Origin of the sequence: Cyclobacterium sp. SYSU L10401 (assembly GCF_010993705.1) — a bacterium.
GTDB lineage: Bacteria > Bacteroidota > Bacteroidia > Cytophagales > Cyclobacteriaceae > Cyclobacterium.
The window spans coordinates 26,757-46,800 of record NZ_WOFO01000007.1; the positions used below are offsets into that span (position 1 = coordinate 26,757).

21 protein-coding genes are annotated in these 20,044 nt (G+C 42.2%); 9 read left to right on the plus strand and 12 right to left on the minus strand.

What is annotated here, in order from left to right; genetic code table 11:
• Positions 1 to 111 precede the first annotated feature (111 nt).
• The 9 genes from GL182_RS16145 to GL182_RS16185 form a co-directional block, all read right to left on the minus strand.
• Positions 112 to 1,425: an ABC transporter permease gene (locus tag GL182_RS16145; RefSeq protein ID WP_163380818.1), complete on the minus strand. Its 1,314-nt coding sequence runs from the start codon at positions 1,423 to 1,425 to the stop codon at positions 112 to 114.
• Complete coding sequence (locus GL182_RS16150) at positions 1,415 to 2,317, minus strand: ABC transporter ATP-binding protein (RefSeq protein ID WP_163380819.1); 903 nt, start codon at positions 2,315 to 2,317, stop codon at positions 1,415 to 1,417. The genes GL182_RS16145 and GL182_RS16150 overlap by 11 nt, the downstream gene beginning before the upstream one ends.
• 57 nt (positions 2,318 to 2,374) lie before the next feature.
• On the minus strand, positions 2,375 to 3,262 hold the full coding sequence (locus GL182_RS16155) for a hypothetical protein (protein ID WP_163380820.1): 888 nt from the start codon (positions 3,260 to 3,262) through the stop codon (positions 2,375 to 2,377).
• 70 nt (positions 3,263 to 3,332) lie between these two features.
• The gene (gene dnaJ, locus GL182_RS16160) at positions 3,333 to 4,442 is read right to left on the minus strand and encodes a molecular chaperone DnaJ (RefSeq protein ID WP_163380821.1); all 1,110 of its coding nucleotides are present in this window, start codon (positions 4,440 to 4,442) and stop codon (positions 3,333 to 3,335) included.
• Between the two features lie 6 nt (positions 4,443 to 4,448).
• Positions 4,449 to 5,036, minus strand: a complete 588-nt coding sequence (locus GL182_RS16165) for a nucleotide exchange factor GrpE (RefSeq protein ID WP_163380822.1) — start codon at positions 5,034 to 5,036, stop codon at positions 4,449 to 4,451.
• A gap of 80 nt (positions 5,037 to 5,116) precedes the next feature.
• On the minus strand, positions 5,117 to 6,106 hold the full coding sequence (gene obgE / locus GL182_RS16170; RefSeq protein WP_163380823.1) for a GTPase ObgE: 990 nt from the start codon (positions 6,104 to 6,106) through the stop codon (positions 5,117 to 5,119).
• Positions 6,107 to 6,219: 113 nt separating this feature from the next.
• Complete coding sequence (locus tag GL182_RS16175) at positions 6,220 to 6,792, minus strand: adenylate kinase (RefSeq protein ID WP_163380824.1); 573 nt, start codon at positions 6,790 to 6,792, stop codon at positions 6,220 to 6,222.
• 27 nt (positions 6,793 to 6,819) lie between these two features.
• Entirely contained in the window at positions 6,820 to 7,353 is a 534-nt protein-coding gene (hpt, locus tag GL182_RS16180) for a hypoxanthine phosphoribosyltransferase (protein WP_163380825.1), read from the minus strand.
• A 75-nt stretch (positions 7,354 to 7,428) separates the two neighbouring features.
• Positions 7,429 to 8,340 carry a M20/M25/M40 family metallo-hydrolase gene (locus GL182_RS16185; protein ID WP_240469861.1) on the minus strand — a complete coding sequence of 304 codons (912 nt, stop codon included), beginning with the start codon at positions 8,338 to 8,340 and terminating at the stop codon, positions 7,429 to 7,431.
• A gap of 181 nt (positions 8,341 to 8,521) precedes the next feature.
• On the opposite strand from GL182_RS16185, the gene GL182_RS16190 reads away from it, so the two are divergent.
• The 4 genes from GL182_RS16190 (at position 8,522) to GL182_RS16205 (ending at position 11,912) form a co-directional block, all read left to right on the plus strand.
• Positions 8,522 to 9,796 carry an OmpA family protein gene (locus GL182_RS16190; protein ID WP_163380827.1) on the plus strand — a complete coding sequence of 425 codons (1,275 nt, stop codon included), beginning with the start codon at positions 8,522 to 8,524 and terminating at the stop codon, positions 9,794 to 9,796.
• Positions 9,797 to 9,865: 69 nt separating this feature from the next.
• Positions 9,866 to 10,516, plus strand: coding sequence for a uracil phosphoribosyltransferase (gene upp, locus GL182_RS16195; RefSeq protein ID WP_163380828.1), 651 nt, complete (start codon positions 9,866 to 9,868; stop codon positions 10,514 to 10,516).
• 14 nt (positions 10,517 to 10,530) lie between these two features.
• Positions 10,531 to 11,454 (plus strand): calcium/sodium antiporter, encoded by a 924-nt coding sequence (locus GL182_RS16200; RefSeq protein WP_163380829.1) that lies wholly within the window; start codon positions 10,531 to 10,533, stop codon positions 11,452 to 11,454.
• Positions 11,454 to 11,912 (plus strand): hypothetical protein, encoded by a 459-nt coding sequence (locus tag GL182_RS16205; RefSeq protein ID WP_163380830.1) that lies wholly within the window; start codon positions 11,454 to 11,456, stop codon positions 11,910 to 11,912. The genes GL182_RS16200 and GL182_RS16205 overlap by 1 nt, the downstream gene beginning before the upstream one ends.
• A gap of 43 nt (positions 11,913 to 11,955) precedes the next feature.
• Here GL182_RS16205 and GL182_RS16210 read toward each other — a convergent pair whose 3' ends face one another.
• Genes GL182_RS16210 through GL182_RS16220 form a run of 3 tightly spaced genes read right to left on the minus strand, consistent with a single transcriptional unit; the run spans position 11,956 to position 14,793 of the window.
• The gene (locus tag GL182_RS16210) at positions 11,956 to 12,912 is read right to left on the minus strand and encodes an FKBP-type peptidyl-prolyl cis-trans isomerase (protein WP_163380831.1); all 957 of its coding nucleotides are present in this window, start codon (positions 12,910 to 12,912) and stop codon (positions 11,956 to 11,958) included.
• Positions 12,913 to 12,941: 29 nt separating this feature from the next.
• The gene (locus tag GL182_RS16215; protein WP_163380832.1) at positions 12,942 to 14,264 is read right to left on the minus strand and encodes an outer membrane beta-barrel protein; all 1,323 of its coding nucleotides are present in this window, start codon (positions 14,262 to 14,264) and stop codon (positions 12,942 to 12,944) included.
• Positions 14,245 to 14,793, minus strand: coding sequence for an RNA polymerase sigma factor (locus GL182_RS16220; RefSeq protein WP_163380833.1), 549 nt, complete (start codon positions 14,791 to 14,793; stop codon positions 14,245 to 14,247). Before GL182_RS16220 ends, GL182_RS16215 begins: the two co-directional genes overlap by 20 nt.
• A 290-nt stretch (positions 14,794 to 15,083) precedes the next feature.
• Between GL182_RS16220 and GL182_RS16225 the strand changes: the two genes are divergently transcribed.
• The 5 genes from GL182_RS16225 to lptB all read left to right on the plus strand — a co-directional run bounded on the left by GL182_RS16225 (position 15,084) and on the right by lptB (position 20,030).
• On the plus strand, positions 15,084 to 15,818 hold the full coding sequence (locus tag GL182_RS16225) for a hypothetical protein (RefSeq protein ID WP_205603670.1): 735 nt from the start codon (positions 15,084 to 15,086) through the stop codon (positions 15,816 to 15,818).
• A gap of 61 nt (positions 15,819 to 15,879) precedes the next feature.
• Positions 15,880 to 16,758, plus strand: coding sequence for a lipoyl synthase (lipA, locus tag GL182_RS16230; RefSeq protein ID WP_163380834.1), 879 nt, complete (start codon positions 15,880 to 15,882; stop codon positions 16,756 to 16,758).
• 133 nt (positions 16,759 to 16,891) lie between these two features.
• The gene (locus tag GL182_RS16235) at positions 16,892 to 17,488 is read left to right on the plus strand and encodes an SPOR domain-containing protein (RefSeq protein ID WP_163380835.1); all 597 of its coding nucleotides are present in this window, start codon (positions 16,892 to 16,894) and stop codon (positions 17,486 to 17,488) included.
• Between the two features lie 108 nt (positions 17,489 to 17,596).
• Positions 17,597 to 19,297 (plus strand): single-stranded-DNA-specific exonuclease RecJ, encoded by a 1,701-nt coding sequence (gene recJ, locus GL182_RS16240; RefSeq protein WP_163380836.1) that lies wholly within the window; start codon positions 17,597 to 17,599, stop codon positions 19,295 to 19,297.
• 1 nt (position 19,298) lies between these two features.
• Complete coding sequence (lptB, locus tag GL182_RS16245; RefSeq protein WP_163380837.1) at positions 19,299 to 20,030, plus strand: LPS export ABC transporter ATP-binding protein; 732 nt, start codon at positions 19,299 to 19,301, stop codon at positions 20,028 to 20,030.
• Positions 20,031 to 20,044: the final 14 nt, after the last annotated feature.

Genomic DNA, 20,044 nt, shown 5'->3' on the forward strand with positions numbered 1-20,044 from the left:
TTCCGAACTTAAGGAAGTTCATAATGAGAAACAATAGAAAACAATCATTATTGCCTCCCGAAAAATAAAAATTAATGCCAGGCCAAAGACAAGTGGTGGGAGGCACCTGCCTTACCCATTATCTTTCATCCATTTCCACAACACTTTATACCCCACTTTCGTGCCGTGGACCAGAATGCCAATTCGATAGATTTTACCTGCCAACCAGGTAGTAAATAAAAAACCCGTGACCAACAATCCTATAGAAAGGGCCAAATGGTGCCAGGGCACACCAAAGCTCACCCTTCCCATCATGGCTACCGGAGAAGTAAAAGGAATCACGGAAAGCCAAAAAGAAACCTTGCTATTGGGATCATCGAGCACAAAAATAAATAGCCCCATATAGGCAATCAATAAGGGAATGGTAACCGGAAACATGAATTGCTGGGCATCGGAAGGACTATCCACCGCCGCTCCTATTGCGGCAAAGAAAGCTCCATACAACAAATACCCCCCTATAAAATAAATTAAAAAGGTCAGGGTAAGCTGAATAAAATCTATTCCCTGCACCATTTGGAGGATTTCTACCATCCCCTCCTGACTTGCACCTGAAAATAACTCCTGCTGCCCGGACATCTCCATCAATTCCTGTTGTGGCATTTTCATTCCAAAATACCCTACCACCAATGAAGATATGGCACTGATCAGTAATATCCAGATCAAAAACTGGGTCAAGCCCACGGCCCCTATCCCAATGATTTTGCCCATCATTAACTGAAATGGCTTTAGGGAGGATACCAGGATTTCTATGATTCTACTTGATTTCTCTTCTATGACCCCTTGCATGATCTGGTTGCCATACACAAAAATAAAAGTATAAATGAGGATTCCAGCCAAAAAGCCTACCGCATAGTTGATTACAGAATTGGAAACCCTCTCCCCTCCGGGTTCCCCCACGATGACAGCCCTTATTTTGATATTGGTTTTCAGGGAAGAAAGGACATCAGGGTCTATACCGGAGGCGAAAAGTCTGAATTCCTCAATTTTATTTTTGAGGGCAGCCTCCAAACTTGTAATCATAGATATCGGGGCTGTTTCCTCGCTATAAAAAGTTATCCCCGTGGGTTGTTCTAAATTCAATTCAGGAATGTACAAAAGCCCAAAACGGGTTCCCTCCTGAACCAATTTCCTGCCCTCTTCACGGTTCAATCCACCGTAAGAGAAAGCAAAAGACTCATTGCTTTCTAAAAAATAAGCATTGTTTTCGTCCACTACTTCAATAAATTTTCGAGCATCCGGAGAAACGTCCGACATGGCTATCCATAAGAACAGCCCCAGGATAGTAGGGAATATGAGAGGGGTAATGATGGTTGCCAGCAGAAAGGATCTTTTTTTCACCCTGGCCAGGTATTCTCTTTTAATTACTAAAAAAATTTTACCCCTCATGACTCTCATTAATTTTTTGTATAAAAATTTCCTCTATACTGGGGACGATTTCTTCAAAGCCCAGGATTTCTCCATACTGCATGAGATCGTTCAGGAGTGCATTGGGAGCTTGTCCATTAAGACTTGTGGTAAATTCTACCTGTCCTTCAGCTGCTATCACATCTCCCCAGGGAGGCATATTGGTCTGGTCCTCAACCATCATTTTTACCTTAAACTGATTGGTTTTGGACTCATTTTTAATCGCTTTGACCGGCCCGTCCAATATTTTCCTGGCCTGATTGATCATAGCGATGTGGTCACAAAGCAATTCCACAGATTCCATCCTATGGGTAGACAGGATTATGGTGGTGCCCTGCCGTTTCAATTCGAGAATTTCATTTTTGATGATTTCCGCATTTACCGGATCAAACCCGGAAAAGGGCTCATCCAAAATCAGCAGGTCCGGCTGGTGGATGACAGTAGCAATAAACTGAACTTTCTGGGCCATTCCTTTGGAAAGGTCCTGAATCTTATTGTCTTTCCACTTAGTCAGGTTCAACTTTTCCAGCCAACTGGTAATTTTTTTAATGGCATCCTGTTTCCCAAGGCCTTTTATGCGGGCAAAGTATAGCAGCTGTTCCTTAACCTTCATGGTCTTGTACAAGCCCCTCTCCTCTGGCAAATAGCCAATATTCCTAACATGCCGCATTTTAAGAGGCTGTCCCTTGATAAATATTTCTCCCGAATCCTGGTCAATAATCTGGTTTACGATCCTGATAAAAGTAGTCTTGCCCGCCCCATTGGGGCCCAAAAGTCCGAAAACAAGGCCCTCTGCCACCGAAAGATTAAAATCTTTCAACGCAACATGTGTCCCGTAGGACTTATTCAATGATTGGACGCTTAAAATTTCCAAATAGATCGCTAGGTTTAAAATTGGCTATAATAAACAAAAAGCCTTTTGAAAGGATCTTTATTCCAAAGATACTGAACCCACAGAAACATCTATCATAAAGGTCATGAGATTTTCGGCGTCTGCCTGATACCCCCTGCTGATATAGGTTTTTTCTGCTATTTCTTTCAGGTGACCCGGCACTTTGGTCCTGCACATGGCCGTAGACTTTATTTTCACCATATAGGGAAGACTTGCGGAGGGCAATTTAATATTTACTGCACCTGCCCCCACCATTGCATTCACCGTGGTAGCACCGGCCATGGTGTCGCCAAAGGATAAATTAACAGAGCCGTAGTTGACATCAAACATCAGGTGCCTGGCATTGGACATTTGCAAATCATCTGCATATAAGGATCCCATATTGATGGCAACTGACATGGTGTCCATGTGGACTGTATTGGGTACCTGCTTGGAATAATTCAAAAAAACATCGGCTGAAGCTGTTTTTACGAAGCAATTGGAAACCGGGAGATTTGAAAGGTCCAGGGTAGCTTTTCCAATCCCAAAATGAAGCCTCAAATCATAGAGGAAGTTGGCATCCAAACCGACTTCCCATTTGTGATCATAATCATCCTCTCCACTTGAAAAAAGTCTGTGAGAAAGGTTTTTGCTCAGGCTTTCTGACTCCACATTTTTATGCTCCAACAGGGCATAAAGGACCCCATCCGACTGTCTATGCGTAAATGTGGGCAGAATATTTACCTTTCCCAGCTCCGCATCAGCAATAAATGGAAATCCCTTGTATTCCCTTTGGATAGTAGACACCCCTTTGTAACTGGAAAAGTTTAGATGAACCAAATTGATCCCTTCCCTTTCTTTCACCTCAAAATGCCTTACAATCTGTGCTTCGGAAGTAATGACGAGACAAATAACCAGACAAATGGCAAAATTCAATTCCTTAAACATACCGAATTAATACGGTTGGGGATATCAAAAGGTTTCTTTAAAAAAAAAAGCCGTGGTCCGGCCATTTCTTTTAAAAGAATTCTTTTACTTTATCAAATATGCTTTTTTCTGATTTACCCGGATTGGGTTTAAAATTCTCTGAGTCCCTTAGTGATTCCAATTTTTCCCTTTCCTCCCTGGTCACTTCTTTGGGGGTCCAGACATTTACATGGATCAACTGGTCTCCCCTGCCATATCCGTTCAACTCTTTTATTCCTTTTCCTTTCAGGCGCAGAATTTTACCTGCCTGAGTTCCGGGTTCAATTTTTATTTTGACCTTCCCGTCAATGGTAGGCACTTCCAGAGAAGCACCCAAAGCTACATCTACAAAGCTCAGGTACAAGTCATAAACCACATTATTGCCATCCCGAACCAAAACCTCATCAGGTATTTCTTCAATCAGGATCAAAAGATCACCGGGAACTCCCCCAGGTATTTCGTTTCCTTTACTGGAAAGGCTTAGCTGCATGCCATCGGCAACACCTGCAGGAATATTGATGGGTATGATTTCTTCCTTTATGACCAGCCCTCTGGCATCTGCGTTTGGCGGCCTTTTGTCTACAATCTGTCCACTTCCCTCACAGGCAGGACAAGTACTGGCCGAAACCATTTGCCCAAGCATGGTATTGACTACCTTTTTTACCTGACCGCTTCCCTGGCAGGTAGCGCAGTTTTTGAAGGTAACGCCATCGGCGATCATGTGGCGCTTCACTTTGATCTTCTTCTCTACGCCATTAGCCAGTTCCCGAAGGTTCAATTTAAGTTTTACACGAAGATTAGTTCCTTTTTTGGTCCTGCGGCCGCTTCTGCCACCTCCACCAAAGAAAGAGTCGAAACCTCCTCCACCAAAAATATCTCCAAACTGAGAAAAGATGTCATCCATGTTCATGCCACCTCCTCCAAATCCGCCATTGCCTCCCAGGCCCTGATGACCGAATTGGTCGTATCTTTGTTTTTTCTCCGGATTGCTCAACACTTCATAGGCTTCGGCCGCTTCCTTAAACCTGTCTTCTGCAGAGGGATCACCCGGATTTTTATCCGGGTGATATTTGATGGCCAGCTTTCTATAGGCCTTTTTTATTTCTTCCGGGCTGGCATTCTTTTCAATACCCAGCACCTCATAATAATCTCTTTTTGCCATAAATCTTTATTTTCCAATTACCACTTTAGCAAATCGAACCACTTTTCCACCCATTGTATAGCCCTTTTCCACTACGTCCACTATCTTCCCTTTCAACGCTTCAGATGGGGCCGGGATCTGCGTGATTGCTTCATGGTATTCTGCATCAAAATTTTCTCCTACCAGTCCCTCCATAGGTTCCAATCCTTTGGAAGTAAGCACCCGCAGTAATTTATTATAGATCAACCTACTTCCTGCCTGCTTTTGTTCATCCTCCCCGGAATCTTCCTGTGCTTTAAAAGATCTTTCAAAATCGTCTAAAACAGGCAGTATTTCCTGAATCAAGTCCAAGGAAGCAGTGTTGACCAGGTCAAGCCTTTCCTTGGCCGTTCTTCTTCGGAAATTTTCAAACTCAGAATATAACCTGACATATTTGTCCTTCAATTCCTGATTTTCCTTTGACAAATTGTCTTCAGGTCCCTTGTCTTCCGAATCTATCTCTTCCTGAACATCCAAATCAGCATCCTTGTTCACATCCCCTTCATTGACAGGGTTTTCTGCTGTTTCTGTTCGTTCCAGGTCCAATTCCTTTTCTTCTTTTGCTTTATCTGTCATGTCTATTTCCGTTTTTCAAAAATCCATTTCATGAAAACAATTAACTTGCCATTATCCCAATGTATGCCATTCTGACACAGTTATTGCAAGGACTTCCAAATCAAGTCCTTAAGCAATGGCAGTTGAAATCCGCTTACCGATGAAATGAAAAGGTGAGGAATGTCTTTAGGAATTTCAGCTTCCAGGGCCTTCATCAGTTCAGCATCCAGCAGGTCTGCCTTCGAAATGGCCAGAATACGCTTCTTGTCAAGTAATTCTGGGTTATAACGTTCCAGTTCAGCCAATAAAATCGCATACTGCTCTCCTATATGAGTGGCATCTGCTGGGACCAAAAACAATAAAATGGAATTGCGTTCGATGTGCCTGAGGAACCTTAGCCCCAGACCCTTTCCTTCCGCCGCCCCTTCAATGATTCCGGGGATATCCGCCATTACAAAGGATTTTTCGTCCCTGTAGGCTACCACTCCCAAATTGGGGACCAGGGTAGTAAAGGCATAATCGGCAATCTCCGGCCGGGCCGCAGATAAGCTGGCAAGCAAGGTGGACTTGCCTGCATTGGGAAAGCCTACCAATCCAACATCTGCCAATAGCTTCAATTCCAGAATGATCCATTCCTCTATTCCATCCTCCCCTGGCTGGGCATAATGGGGGGCTTGATTGGTAGATGTCTTGAAGTGGTCGTTACCCAGACCTCCCCTACCTCCTGGGGTTAAAATAAATTCCTGTCCATCTGCTGTGATTTCACACCTGGACTCACCAGACTCAGCCACCTTGGCGACCGTACCTATAGGAACCTCCAGAATGATGTCCTGCCCGTCAGCACCCTTTCTTCTTCCTCCCTCTCCATTTTTGCCCCGCTCAGCAATGACATGTTTCTTGTATTTAAGGTGAAGCAAAGTCCAAAGTTGTGCGTTTCCCTTCAAAATGATATGGCCCCCTCTACCTCCATCACCTCCGTCAGGACCTCCTTTGGGTACGTGCTTCTCCCTTCTGAAATGGACTGATCCATTTCCTCCTGCTCCGGAACGGGAACAAAATTTCACATAATCTATAAAGTTAGATGCTGCCACTGTAATTTTGGTTTTAACTTTCCGCTCCGAATTCCTTTAGCCGAAGTCCGGCCTTAAAATAAAATGGCTAAGCCGTTACGCTTAGCCACAATCAGAGTACACAAAGGTACACATTAATATTTATCTATAACAGCACAAATTTTGCCAAATATCTCATCTATGGCCCCCACACCGTGAATTTTGGATAATTTACCCTGGTTTTGATAATATTCGGCCACAGGTAGGGTCTCTTCATTATACACCTTTATCCTGTTTTGGATTTTTACCTCATCCTGGTCATCAGATCTGCCGGAGGTTTTTCCTCTTTCCCTGATGCGCTGCTTCAGTTCCTCCTCCGGAACTTCCAAAGCTATCATTCCGGAAATACTGGTGCCCTTTTGCAACAATAAATCATCCAATGCCCTGGCCTGGGCCACCGTTCTCGGAAATCCATCAAAAATGAAGCCGGTCAGGTCAGTAGAAGAATTGATCTTATCGTCCACCATGCCAATCACCACTTCATCTGGCACCAGGTTACCTTCATCCATGTATTTCTGCGCCAACTTTCCCAGTTCGGTACCCTCTCCCAAATGCTTCCTGAATAAATCCCCGGTAGAGATGTGGGCCACCTTATATTTTTCAATTAACTTTTCACTTTGAGTCCCTTTTCCTGCTCCTGGAGGGCCAAACAAAACAATATTTAACATAGATTATTCTTTAAAATGTATGGAATTTTATTTTTCTTTTTTCTGGTACAAATGCCTGATATTTCTTCCCTTTCCACAATAATCCAGGCCGTAGCCTACCACAAACAGGTCAGGGATATCAAATCCCCGGTACTTTATGCTTACGTCTTCTTCCAATGCGTCCGGCTTCACCAATAGGCTGACAATTTCCACACTTTTAGGATTTTCCCTTTGTATCAGATCCATTAGAAAAACCATGCTTTTGCCTGTGTCTACGATGTCTTCAATTATGATCACATCCTTGTCCTTTAAGGATGTATTCAATCCCAATAAACTGGTAACCAAACCTGTACTCCTTGTGCCGGAATAGGAGGCCAATTTGATGAAGGAAACATCCACTTCCAGATCAATATGCTTGCAAATATCAGACATAAACATAAAACTACCGTTTAAAACTGCCAATAAAATCGGATTTTTTCCGGAATAATCCTTATTTACGGCTTCGGCAAGGGTGCTAACTTTCTCCAAAAGCTGCTCTTCAGGTATAAAAAGTTCAAAATACAGGTCTTCTATCTTGATCATGTTACATTTTCCCCCGCTCAGAATCCGGTGGCTTTGGACTTTATTTTTTCCGAATAAAAGACATTTTATAAACCATTACAAATTTTGCATCAAATATTGGTACAATTTAACCATGCTTTCCAGATCCCTTAAACTGGCTTTTTCGTGCGGGGTGTGGGGATTTTCTTCTCCAACGCCTATAAAGCACCAATCAATCGGGTAAGGGCTCATCTGAATTTCCCTGCCATCACTTCCTCCATGGGCTTCAACCTCCAATTGAAATGGGATTCCGGATGCTTCTGCCATTTCCAATATTCTATCGAGAAACGTTTTCCTGGGTATGAAACTGTCTCGCAAAGAAATTACAGCCCCTTTATTGAAATGAATTCCTTCTGTAATCCAGGTTACATCCGCCACCAAGGCTTGTCGGATCCCCCAATTCTCATAAATGAATCGTATCAGAAATGGCATGGAACCTCCTCCATGCTCCTCGTAGGTACTGAATACCAGGATCCCATCAGATAGGTTTTCGCATAATTCCATCAATGTATAAATACCCAGGCGATTGTCCAGATAAGCGGCTTCAAGGAATTCATTTTCTACATTGATTTTTTGTTCGAATGAAAGCATTGTCCCTCTTTGAATTCCTCTGGGAAAATCATGAAAGACATTTCCATCTTTTTCTTGGGCCTTGCATCGTATGGGCCCTACCTGATCTATCCCCTGCAGCCAGACTTCTTCGGATATTTCCGGTCCACCTATAGGCACAAGTTGATTCTCATACCTGACGGTAAAACCCACGGTATCCATGTGGGCAAACGCTGCAGTTTTGGGATTTCCGAAAACAAGTAGTATATTATCCTGGAATTCATCACCTGAATAAATCCTGGGCGAAACTTTCCAGGATGATCTTCGTTCTACTATCATATTGAGCAGAAATGAGGAAATTGCTGATTCATCACCGGAAACGCTATTGATGTTTAGAATTTCTTTTAATAAAATATTCATTGGCATAGTTTATGTTAAATAATTTTATAAATTTCGGGTTCAAAATCGATTTTATTGAAACAATTGAGATAGATGTTTAAAGTTCCCATAAATTAATATACATTTGTATCATATAACCGAGTAATAACTAATAGCAATCAAAATCAATTAAAACACTGAATGTTGTAAAAAATTTTTTATCATGAAAAAAATAATACTATCAACACTAATGGTTGGTGCTTTAGCTTTAGGTGCTAATGCTCAAGACGATTTCAACAAATGGTCCGTCGAAGTTAATGGAGGGTTCAATAAACCAATGGCACCAATGACGCCGGGTTATTTTTCTCCTACTTTAAATTTGGGCCATGCTGACCTGGGCGTCAGGTACATGTTTAACGAGAAATTTGGGACCAAGCTGGATTTTGGTTTTGGTGGCTTCAGCAATGCAAGTGACACCCCTGATTTCTCTTCAAATTACTACCGCCTGAATTTACAGGGAGTAGCTAATCTTGGAAGGATCATGGATTGGCAGACTTTCTCCCAAACCTTTAACTTATTGGGTCACTTCGGTGGAGGAATCGGAAGATTAACTCCTCAGGAAAACCAGTGGGCTGATTTTCAGGATAACCAGTACAACATCATCACGGGTTTAACGCTTCAGGTAAGGCTTAGTGACAAAATTGCTCTTAATGGAGACATTAGCAACATTGTAGCCGGAAGACAGGATGTAGCATTTGATGGAGCTTCTTCTATCAATCCTGCAACAGATAATGGTTATTATGGAGCAAATTCTGTTTGGTGGACAGGTACTTTAGGACTTAGTTTCTATCTGGGAAGCAGTGACTCTCACGCAGACTGGTATTTGAGAGAAAACAAGTATGCTACCAAAGAAGAGTTAGCTACTCAGATCGGAGAGATCAAGGACATGCTTAAAGATTCTGACGGGGACGGTGTTCCTGACTATCTGGACAAAGAGCCTAACACTCCAGCAGGTGCCAGGGTTGATTCTCAAGGTACAACCATGGATTCTGATGGCGACGGGATTCCTGATCATGTAGATAAGTGTCCGTTCGTTCCAGGTCCAGCCTCTTTGGATGGTTGTGCTCCTGACGATACAGAAGAAGTCGATTACCTTGCCAAAGCGATCAATGATGGTTATGTGAATGTATACTTCGCCTTCGATAGCTCCAAGCCACTTGGATACTCTGCCTCTTCCGCTCATTATGTTTCTAACTTTATGAAAAGAAATCCAGGTGTTCAGGTAGAACTAAAAGGTTATGCTGATGAGTTGGGCCCTGAAGATTACAACATGAAGCTATCTGAAAGTAGAGCAAAATCTGTTTATGACTTGCTAGTGGCCTCAGGGATATCTGAATCCAGATTAAGCTACAAAGGCTATGGTGAGGATACCAGTGTAGACAAATCATCTGCTGATGCCAGACAAATGGCAAGGAGAGTAAGCTTTGAAATCAAATAGGCTACTAAAATGATAATATTAAAACCCGATCTTAAAAGATCGGGTTTTTTTGTTTTAATTTGCCCTATCATGTTTATCCTTAACCAAAAAGATTCGATTGCCAATCATTTTCTGGCTGAACTCAGGGATGTCTCGGTCCAAAAGGACAGGATGCGCTTTAGAAAAAATCTGGAACGATTAGGTGAAATTTTAGCCTATGAAATTTCAAAGTCTCTACCCTATTCAATACGTGAAATTGAGGGGCCTTTTGGAAAAACCAACTCCAATCTTTTGTCTGAACAACCCGTAATCATCTCGGTTTTGCGGGCAGCTGTACCCTTTTACCAAGGAATAATTAATTTTTTTGACCGTGCTGATAGCGGGTTTATTGGCGCATATCGGAATGAAAGCCAGGAAAACGGAGCCCCGGTAACCATCAGCTTGAATTATATGGCCGCTCCGGATATCACAGATAAAACAGTCATTCTGGTAGATCCCATGCTGGCAACCGGCAAATCCTTTATCAAAAGCATGCAACATCTTCTGTCCAATGGGAGTCCCAGGCAGGTAGAAATCGTGAGTGCGATTGCAGCTCCTGAGGGTGTAGCGTTTATCGATGAAAACCTGGAAATTCCTCACCGCATCTGGACTGGGGCTTTGGATGAGAAATTAAATACACAATCCTATATTATACCTGGCCTGGGCGATGCCGGAGACCTATCTTTCGGCCCAAAAATTTAATAACTCTTCAGAAAATGAGCTATCTGTTATTGGTCTTGGGATTGGTTGTCCTGCTTTTTGGGGGGAAATTTCTGGTAGATGGAGCCTCTTCGATTGCAGCCAGATTGGGATTAAGTCCCGGATTGATTGGCTTAACCGTTGTCGCATTTGGTACTTCTGCTCCGGAACTATTGGTAAGCGTAACTGCTGCGCTGAAGGGCTCCAGCGACATCGCCATAGGGAATGTTATTGGGAGCAATATATCGAACATTACATTGGTACTGGGAATAAGTGTGGTGATATTTCCCATTTACATTCAAAAATCCACATTAAAACTTGACTACCCCTTCACGGTAATCAGTTCTCTGATGTTTTATGCTTTTGCATTTAATGGTTGGATATCCTTGTTGGAAGGCATTGTTTTGTTGATCTGTTTTGTTTCTTTAAACCTGTATTTTTTCAAGACAATTGAGCGGGTGGAATTTTCGGAAGAGGATGCTGTCAAAATGAAAAAACAACCTGTAGCCCTTGCCATTGTACAGTTAATTGGTGGCGCAGCAGGATTGTATTTCGGGTCCGATCTGGTGGTAGGAAATGGTACCAGCATTGCTGAGGCCCTGGGAGTAAGCGAGCGCATCATCGGAGTGACCATTATAGCCATAGGCACCAGCCTCCCCGAATTGGTCACTTCTGTTTTGGCTGCCTTAAAAAAAGAAACCGAATTGGCCCTGGGTAATATTCTGGGCAGCAATATCATGAATGTTTTTTCCATTATAGGATTTACTGCATTGATCAAGCCTATTGGGGTAGGTTCTGAATTTATAAATACGGACTTTATCTGGATGCTGGGTTTTACCATTCTCCTTTTCCCAATCATGCGGATCAATTATGTCATCAGCCGGATCAATGGCATTGCCCTTTTAATTGGTTACCTACTCTACCTTTATTTCCTGATTTGATGAGTGATTACCTGATTACTTTTTTTGGCATATACTTCCTATGCCTTTTCAAGTTCATTGCAGGCCCATTATTAGGCTCTGCAGCAGGTTATGGTTTATGGGAAATTGTGTCTGTGACGGTGTCCGGAATGATGACTTCTGTACTTATTTTTACTTTTCTGGGAGAGTGGTTTAAAAAAAACTGGCCCATCATTATCAAAAAAAAGAAAAATAAATTTTCTAAAAGGACAAGAAACATCATTAAGGTATGGCAAAAATTTGGTGTTTTTGGAATTGCGTTCCTCACACCGGTGATCCTCACTCCCATCGGTGGGACGGTGGTACTTACTTCATTTGGCATTGCAAAAAGGAAAATTATAGGAGCCATGTTGGTGAGTTCATTTTTCTGGTCCATTGTTATGGCCGTCAGTATTGAAAAGCTGCTTGAAATACCCTTTTTTAAAAATATTTGGACATAAAAAAGAGCCCGATCAGGGCTCTTTTTTTTACCCTTTTCTTATTTTATTGTATGGCTAGCACTTCTCCTTTAAACCAAACCGGGGTAAAAGGTTTGATCAAATCAATCTGCTCCCCTTTTTCTACTAAGTCCAGCCTGATATCTTCAGGAATTATTTGTATGGAATTATCATAAGCAGAAAAGGAAGTGGCCAAAATCTCTACTTTTTCATCAGGCAAAACTCCTTTCAAGCCTTCATCCAAAAATACTAGCCCAGAATTTCCGATAGAAAAGGTAATGGGTTGGTTGGAAGAATAAGACTCAAAAGTAGGCTCCTCATCACCCATTTCAAACAGTTCAAAATCTATGGAAACGTTACTTCCCAATTGGGATTCAGATTTGGAATCGTCACCTGCCTCCACAGATTTAAAAAATATCCCATCGGCAATTTCTTCAAATCCTTCCAGTTCATTTTCTTCGATAAAAGCCTGGATCATTTCTATTTCTCTTTGCTCTAACTCCTCCTCTGTATACTTCTTTACAAATTTCAATTGAATCACCAGGTTAGATGCTGGTAAAATCAATTGCTCATACCCATAGTTACCAAATGCCAGGTAGGAAGGGGTATACACCATCATTTCCTCTCCTTCACGCGCCAGTCCGGCTGCATAGGTAATCGCAATGGGCCACAAGCCATCCTGGCTGTACTTAAAATACTTGGGCTCTTTGGACTCGTCCAGGTAGGAATCGATCAACTGCCCATCAATGGTCTTCACCTCATAATAAATGCCAATATAGTCTGCATTCACAAATTGGGGGGCATCTGGCTGGCTAAGGGTTTTTTCATAATAAAAGCCAGACTGTGCTTTGGTCGCCTGGATATTATTCGAAGCAATGTATTCCTCCATAATGAGGTTATCCCTATTCATCGCCCTATCCAGATCTGTTTCTGATTCCTCCATACAGGAAGCCATTAAAATAACCAACCCAAAGAGCCAGCCTGTTCTACTCGTTACAATCATGGTAATTTTTTAATTTATTATTAATTGGTTTACTTATTTTTCAAGTTAAAATTCATGCGCAGGTTAATTCCACCGATGGAAAACTGCTGGTCTGCAAATGTCAATCCTCCCAGAGGTACTTTATAGAAAGGCTCAAATGACAGGTAAAACTCATCGTTCAATTGGTATTCATAGCCAAACGAAAGGTTAAGCAGTCCTGCCACATCGGTATTTTTGTCACCGGATTGGGGAGAAACAACATTGCTGAATTTTTGAACATTGGGAGCATATTCCAGGTCCCCGCTAAAACTGTTGGTACTAAAAAGGGACTGTGCTTCAATGGTTTCGACTGTATTTTGATCCAGGTACACCATACTGGAAAGACCCGTAATCAAATAAATACCCGTTTGCTTTTTGTCGTAAACCTTGTATTTCAGATTTACGGGAAAATCCAGGGAAGCAAAATTAAGCTGGTAATCGGAATCAATAATATTGCTGTTTGCCCTCATGTCAAAGCCAGGTGATGCATTTTGTGGCATGGCCTGCATATTTTGAGGGGCCATACTTTGATTGGCATAAGCTAGTCCAAAATCCAATTTAAATTTACTGGAAAGCGAAATTTCAGACATCAACCCTGCGCCCAGGTTCATTCCAGAAACAGGATTTGAACTGGCCTGGGGACTGAGCATGACACCCAGCTTAAAAGGCCTCGTCTCCTTGCCAGCATCCGCTGCTTCATTTTCTGCTTCACCAGCTTTCCATTCTTCAATGATTTTTGCTGCATCATTTTCAGATATGGCCTTCCCGGTTGGCGTTTCCGAAAGAGACTGATCTGCCAAAAAGGGAACATTTTCCAGCTTTTTTGCCATATCCGTCTGAAAGTTTTCCCAGGATTCGGCAAGGGTCTTAACCAATGAAGGCAATGGGGAAACCGCGGGTATGTTTTCAGACAACCTATCGGAAGCAGAAGCCTCCGGGTTTTCAGGATCAATAGCCATGCTGTCTGATAACGAACCCGTTTCAGACCTGCCTGAAGCATTTGCTAAAGATTCGGAATCGGTCTTAGCACTGTCATCCGGCTTATCTTTTTCCGTTTTGCTTTGAAAAGGCGCATTCCCTATGGTGATGGAATCAGAAAATGATTTCACCTGCTGATCAATTTTTTCCTGTTTAGGAAAATAAACAAAAAAGAAGAGTAAGCTGGCTGCAATACCTGCCGAAAAAAATGGCCAATAAACCAACCAAGCCTTTTTCTTTGGCTTGAAATAGGCACGGGAAAATTTCTCCCAGGCCTGGGGGTCATAAGGCTCCTCATGCTTGCTGAAGGAGGCTTTTATTTTCTCCGCAAGTTTCTTATCGAACTGCTCCTTCATTTTTAATTTGATTTATAGCGATAATTTTTTCTCTCAATTTCTCTTTTGCCCTGGCCAGGTATGTCCTGCAGGTACTGGCCGGAATACCCAGTTTTTCACTGATCTCATTGTGCCGGTACCCTTCTATTTCATACATGTTGAAGATCACCCGTAATATTTCAGGTAATTCTCCCAGCGCCCTTAAAATATCGGCTCTGGATAATTCATCTATGATATTTGAATCATATGTCTCTGTTTCGGCTTTTTCGATATTCATGGCGGAATAATGTTTGAAATTCTTCCTGTAATAATCCACCGAAGTATTGATTATTATTCTCCTGAACCAGCCCTTAAAGGAATTTTCGGGAGAAAACTGCTCCAACTTATCAAAGGCTTTCATAAAGCTGTCATTGACGATTTCGCAAGCCTCTTCCCTGCTTCCGGAATACCTCAGTGCAATGCTCATAGCATAGCCATAAAAATGCTTATAAAGCTTTTCCAACGATTTTTTATCTCGCTTCTGCGCTTCCTGTATGAGATCTTTCTCCAAAAGCCTTTCTTTAATAGGATAGGTTCCCTACCCAGACGATACACTTGACCAAAACGCTACAAGGGCATCCAAATTTTTTTTATCCTGCCATAATCTACCAGATATTGCCTATCAACCAAGTCAGCCTGAACGGCGGACCACTCAACAGATGCGTTTATCTCAGGCTGCTGGCCGAAATAAATCAATTATCCTGCCTGACCGGTTTTTGTTTGTTGGCATAATCTGATTATTTTTAATCTTGCAACGGTAACAATGCGCACAAATTTAGCGTTAAAATCATGATCATATATATGAGAAAGAATATGAAATATTACATTTTCCTGGGTTTGATTTTTGTCGGTATTAACACCTCATTCGGGCAAAGGGGAGACGCAGGTGACTATGATTATGATAATGAGGTCCTTTTTGGCATCAATAAAAACACCAACGGGGGATTGATCGGAGGAGTCAGCTTTAAATTAGGATCCAGAATAGATGATAATCTATTTCAATTCTTCAACCTCGAACTGGCCAATGTGAAAAACCCCAAGGAAGTCCGGTACCCTACGGTATTGGGCAATAGCTACATCTTTGGCAAGTCTAATTATCTTTATGCCATACGCCCGCAATATGGTCGAGAAATCCTCGTATTTAAGAAAGCTCCTCATCAGGGGGTGCAAATTTCTCTTTTAGGCGCCATTGGTCCTACGATTGGACTCATTGCACCTTATTATATAGAATACTCCCTGAACCGTACAGAAACGGTGCGGGAACAATACGATCCCGAAGTACACCAGAGCCGCTTCAATGTATTGGGGCCTGGAAGGCTATTTGAGGGTATAGGTAGTTCAGAAATTGCCTTTGGTGGAAATGCAAAAGCAGCCATGGCCTTCGAATTCGGCTTTTTCAAGTCAAACGTTACCGGAGTGGAACTTGGATACCAATTAGAGGGTTTTACCAAAGAGATCGTGCTGATGCCCACTACTGAAAACAGACAGGTTTTTCAGTCCGTATATTTTACCCTTTTTTATGGGTTTAGAAAATAGTCTGGCTACCTGGGACAACTCATGAAAAACCGCTAATTTTGAATGGAATTAAACAACCGATATGATAGAACTTCCGGTAATCTCCAAAGAACAAACGAAAACAAAAAAACCTAACTGGTTGAGGGTAAAGCTTCCTATAGGTAAAGAATACGCTAAAGTCCGCAAGTTGGTTGATGAACACAAGTTGCATACCATCTGCGAAAGTGGCAATTGTCCCAATATGGGAGAATGCTGGGGTGCCGGTACCGCAACATTCATGATTTTGGGAAATGTATGTACCCGGTCCTGTTCATTCTGTGCAGTGGCTACTGGCAGGCCTCCCGAATATGACCAGGATGAGCCCCGAAGGGTGGCAGAAGCCATCCAACTGATGGGGGTAAAGCATGCCGTCATCACCTCAGTCAACCGGGATGAATTGAAAGACAGAGGGGCTGATGTTTGGTACAGAACGGTTACCGAAACCAAAAAGCTTTCCCCGCAAACTACCATCGAAACATTAATTCCAGATGTTAAAGGCAACTGGGAGGCATTATACAAAATGATCAGCGCCGGACAGGAAGTAGTCTCCCATAACGTGGAAACCGTAGAAAGGCTTTACAGAAGGGTGAGGCCCCAGGCCAAATACAAACGGTCTCTGGAACAAATCAAGCTGACCAAGGAATATGGAAAAAGAACCAAAACAGGCATCATGCTTGGTCTGGGCGAAAAAGAGGAAGAAATTTATCAGGCCATGGATGATCTGGTCGCACATGGCTGTGACATTTTGACTTTGGGCCAATACCTGCAGCCTACCCGAAGACACATAGAAGTAGCCGAATTCATACATCCTGAGCAATTTGACATCTACAGGGAAGAAGGGCTAAAAAGAGGACTTAAGTATGTCGAGTCGGGTCCCCTGGTTCGCTCTTCCTATCATGCTGAAAGACATGTAAATGTTTAAATCTGGTGTCCTTTTTACGTAGGCGTTCATAAAAACTGTTTTTTTTGACAAAAAAAAGGATAATGGTTTATTTTTCGTAATTTAAGGATGTCGTTGATTTACCAGAAAGACAAAGTATAAAATAGGCATCAAAATGGCTTTAATCAAAACGTTTTTAGTATTGGGCATTGCAGGGCTTCTTTTCAATTGCTCCCCAAAATCCATTGGTGGTTTGAGCAAGGAAGAGTATAGCAGTTGGAAGGAAAGAAAAAAGGAGATGAGCCCTGAGGAGTTCAAGTCCCTGGTAGAAGATAAGGAGAAGCTAACCGAAGCGCAAGCCGATTTGTCTGAGAAGGAGGCTTACCTGAATCAGGTAATCGAAAGAAAAGACAATGAAATCAGTCGGTTAATGAGTCAGGTATCTAAGATGAATAATGAAATGGAAGCTTCAAAAACGGATTCAGACCGAACCCAAAGGAATGAATGGGACAATGGAGTAGTCTTCAGGGTTCAATTGGCCGCTTTTGATGATTTTGATTTGCGGGACCTTACGGAAAACGGCAGCGACCTGAAAATCATTGATCAGGACGGCTATATCAAATATGTTCTTGGACAGTTCAGAGATTATGATATGGCGGATAAATTTAAAAAGAAACTCCGCAAACTGGGTGTGAAGGAAGCCTGGATTGTACCCTACAAGGATGGACAAAGGGTTCCCCTAAAAGATGTTTTGACGGAAGCCATTGACTAATGGCAATCTGTTCATAAACTGACATTTAGGTATCCCTGGAATTTTTTTATTAAAACTAATAAAGCTGTTTTATCTTTAAACGACTGTTTGTTTTGTAATTTACGCCCTATGGATTTTAGATGGAAGCTTAAGGACAAAGCAAAAGCCGAAACAGTCGCTTACCTCAGCCATGAAATAAATGTAAATACTACTTTGGCCAACATGCTGGTCAATAGGGATATCCATGATTTTCAGCAGGCAAAGGATTTTTTTCGCCCGGATTTGGATAAGCTCCATGATCCCATGCTCATGAAAGACATGGATAAGGCGGTAAAAAGGCTGGTGAAAGCCATTGAAAATCAAGAAAACATATTGGTTTACGGTGACTATGATGTGGATGGGACCACTTCAGTCGCCCTTTTTTATGGTTTTTTCAAAGCCTTTTATGACAGGGTGGCATTCTATATTCCGGACCGCTACAAGGAGGGATATGGGATTTCTGATAAAGGAGTCAGGTATGCTGCTGAAAACCATTACAGTCTGGTAGTATCCTTAGACTGCGGAATAAAGGCCATAGATAAAATCAACCTGGCCAATGAATTAGGCGTAGACTTTATCATATGTGATCACCACACTCCGGGCGAAAAGCTCCCAGAGGCAGTTGCGGTGCTGGATCCAAAACGAAAAGACTGCTCCTATCCATACAAAGAGTTGAGTGGTTGTGGAGTGGGTTTCAAGCTGGTGCAAGCCTTTTCGGAATACACGAAAAAGAGCCAGGCAAACCTTTATACCTACCTTGACCTGGTTGCCATCAGTATAGCTTCAGATATTGTACCGATTACAGGTGAAAACCGGATACTGGCCTATTATGGTTTGGACCGGCTAAACAACAATCCCAGGCCAGGTATCAAGGCATTGATATTAAAAGGGAGAATAGAAAAAGAACTGAATATCACAGATATTGTATTCAAGATAGGTCCCCGTATCAATGCCTCTGGAAGATTGGAACATGCCAAAGCATCAGTAGCCTTATTGATATCCAAAGACCTTGATGAGGGTGTCAGGAGAGCAGAATTGGTAGAAGACGTCAATGCGGCACGAAAAAATTTTGATGAAAACATTACCAGGGAGGCCCTGGAAATGATAGAGAACCGCGAGCATTCAGGTGTTTTTAAAAGTACGGTTTTATTTAAAGAAGACTGGCACAAGGGAGTGATAGGCATAGTGGCTTCCCGGTGCATAGAAAAATTTTACCGACCGACGATTATATTGACCGAATCCAACAATAAAGCTACCGGCAGTGCACGGTCCGTTTTCGATTTCGATATTTATGAGGCAATAGAGGCCTGCAGCGACTTACTGGAACAATTCGGTGGTCATAAATATGCAGCAGGACTCACCCTTTCGGTTGAAAATGTACCGGCATTTCAGGAAAAATTTGAGCAGGTAGTCAGTGAGCGGGTAAAGGAAATTCACCTGAAACCCATACTTGAAATTGATGATGAGCTGATATTGGATCAGATCAATTATAAGTTTTATAATATCCTCAAGCAAATGGCACCCTTTGGACCGGGCAATCCGGAACCAGTATTCTGTGTCAATCAGGTGCATGCCGAAAATGTAAGGATATTAAAAGACAAACACCTTCGTTTTGAGATCATACAGGACGGGCAAAATACCAGACCGGTATGTATCGGTTTTGGTTTTGCGAAATATTATGAAATGCTAAACAGTAAAATGCGTTTTAATATCGCATTCGAAATCAGAGAAAACACCTTCAGGAACACAAGCAGCCTTCAGCTGTATGTGAAAGATATCAAATTTGATTAAAATGATTTTAAGGGCAGAAAACCTGGTTAAAATTTACAAGAAAAAACGGGTAGTCAACGACATATCCGTTTCCGTATCCCAAGGGGAAATCGTGGGTTTACTGGGACCCAATGGGGCAGGAAAAACGACCTCATTTTACATGATAGTAGGTTTAATCAAACCCAATGCCGGAACCGTCTACCTGGACAATGAAAACATTACCCCCTTGCCCATGTACAAACGGGCAAAACTTGGGATTGGCTACCTGGCTCAGGAAGCTTCTGTTTTCCGTAAGCTTACCGTAGAAGAAAATATTTTGGCTGTTTTGGAAATGAGCAAAATTCCCAAAAAAGAGCAAAAAGAAAAAGTGGATCAGTTGTTGGAGGAATTTAGCCTTACCCATGTAAGGAAGAACCTGGGCATGGTGCTCTCGGGTGGAGAAAGGAGAAGAACTGAGATCGCCAGGGCCCTATCGGTAGATCCGAAATTCGTGCTTTTGGATGAACCATTCGCCGGAGTGGACCCCATAGCTGTAGAAGAAATCCAATTTATCGTAGCCAAACTAAAGGATAAAAATATAGGCATTCTGATTACTGATCATAATGTCAATGAAACCCTTTCCATTACAGACCGTGCTTACCTGATGTTTGAAGGAAGACTTCTAAAAGCAGGGACAGCGGAAGAACTTGCCGCCGATGAACAAGTCAGAAAAGTTTATCTCGGTAAGAATTTCGAGTTGAAAAGAAAGATTTAAACAGAAATCCTCAC